The 1,723-nt window shown below is 34.0% G+C and carries 2 protein-coding genes; both read right to left on the bottom strand.

The window, feature by feature from the left end:
- Positions 1–208: 208 nt before the first annotated feature.
- Positions 209–1,117, bottom strand: coding sequence for a hypothetical protein (locus tag IG80_RS0111460; RefSeq protein WP_032114165.1), 909 nt, complete (start codon positions 1,115–1,117; stop codon positions 209–211).
- 83 nt (positions 1,118–1,200) lie between these two features.
- On the bottom strand, positions 1,201–1,500 hold the full coding sequence (locus IG80_RS0111455) for a hypothetical protein (protein WP_156962214.1): 300 nt from the start codon (positions 1,498–1,500) through the stop codon (positions 1,201–1,203).
- Positions 1,501–1,723 lie beyond the last annotated feature (223 nt).

Below are 1,723 nucleotides of genomic sequence, written 5' to 3'. Positions count from 1 at the left end.
TTCTGGTTCTACTCCAACTTTGAGATAAGGGAGTAGACTTGGAGACCAAATATAAGAAAGCTTTTTCACATATGCTTCGGGGTGCTGAAATATAAAACAGCCTTTAACCCTCAAACCCTTAAGAATAATACTTGATCCTTAACGTAATAACTTCGTATAGCATACATTATACGAAGTTATACGAAATTTATGATAAAAAATAATTTAATTAGTAACAACCTTCTTCTTCTCCATCTTCTCCCGAAGTTATACAGCCAAATATTTTTACTTTTGTATTCTTAACTCTAAAAAGCGGGCCGCCACTCATTCCTTTTGCAGCAGGAGCCTCATGTAGGATTCTTCCATCCTTTAGAAGTGGCCTTTTTAAAACTCCTTTGTGATACTTAGGCAAAGCAGAGGTTATATGAAGTGGAGATAAGCCTATTTCCTTTATAAGAGAATAATTGGCATCTCCTTTAAATTTCCTTTTATTATAGTGTGAGCATCCTGGGTAGCCTGCTGCAAAATAAGGCTTCCTTCTTTTTGTTATTTTAAATGGCGTATCAGCTGTAATGGTATTAAACTTAATTCTCGTATTGTGGCTATAAAGATGCGCCACTGTTTTGAATGTTCCAAAAATAATATCTTCATTGCTCCAATATTGAGGATTGGTGGCATTTACATTATTTCCTTCAATTATAGAAATAAGATTTGTCCTTCTTTTAATACTGTAAAGATCAATTTCATATGAATTTGGATTTGTTCTTAAATATTGCATTAAGTCTTGAGCTGAATTAACAGGATTTATTTGGTCTTCTGGTAATCCTGTTATAGGATTAAGATGATCATGAGCGACAAAATAAACACCGATTAAATGTTCATCACCTCCTGATTCCAAAACATGGGCGCATGACATAACACCATTTAGCATATCACCATTTTTAATATTGGAAGGCTTCCCATTTGTGAGCTTGGCCATCATACCGCTACCAATATCCATGACATCTTCTGGCTCTCCTTCTTCTTGAGTAATATGAAAAATCTTTCCTACAATGCTACTCAAAGAAGTTTGGACATTTTGTGGGATGAGCGGGTGATTAAAACTTCCTCGCACCCCTCTTCTATTAAAAATTTGCACGTCAAGTCTTGCTAGGTCCAGCCTATTATCTATTTCGTCTATGTGATCTTCAAAGTAAGGTACTAAAATAGGATGGACTTTATCTAACCTTTTTTTAAATCTCTTAAAGTAGAGATGTACTCTGTCTGATCTCCAATATTATCCATATTAACAGGGTCATAAATACGCTCTTTAAACTTTTCAGCGCGATCCTCTAATTCATCAAGGTGCATATTCTTGCGCATCTTTTTGTAACTCTTCTGTAATTTTGCTTGAGAAGTATGTCTTGCTACGTGGCGTATTTTAGGTTTTGGGATATATTCCGTTAAGTCAATTGATCCGTAAACACAAGTATTGAGTGAAAAAAGAATAAAAGACAAAGACATAAAAAAAGGTATTCTCAACTCAAGTTCTCCATACGCTAACTTATTTTATTAATAATTAAATGATTAGTAATTAAATCTTGATTCTCAGGTATCCTGCAATTAAGTGCGGTTGCTGATTCTTTTAGGATAAATCATAACTATTTAATTACCTAAGCAACAAGAGATACACTTTAATTGCCTTAAAGTCAAATGTAAATTTTAATAATTAGCCTGGAGTTGGTTTTCTGGTTCTACTACAACT

Source organism: Candidatus Paracaedibacter symbiosus (assembly GCF_000757605.1).
In the GTDB taxonomy this organism is placed as follows: Bacteria; Pseudomonadota; Alphaproteobacteria; order Paracaedibacterales; family Paracaedibacteraceae; genus Paracaedibacter_A; species Paracaedibacter_A symbiosus.
The sequence above is the reverse complement of the archived record's forward strand: the minus strand, read 5'-3'. Positions and strand labels throughout refer to the sequence as shown.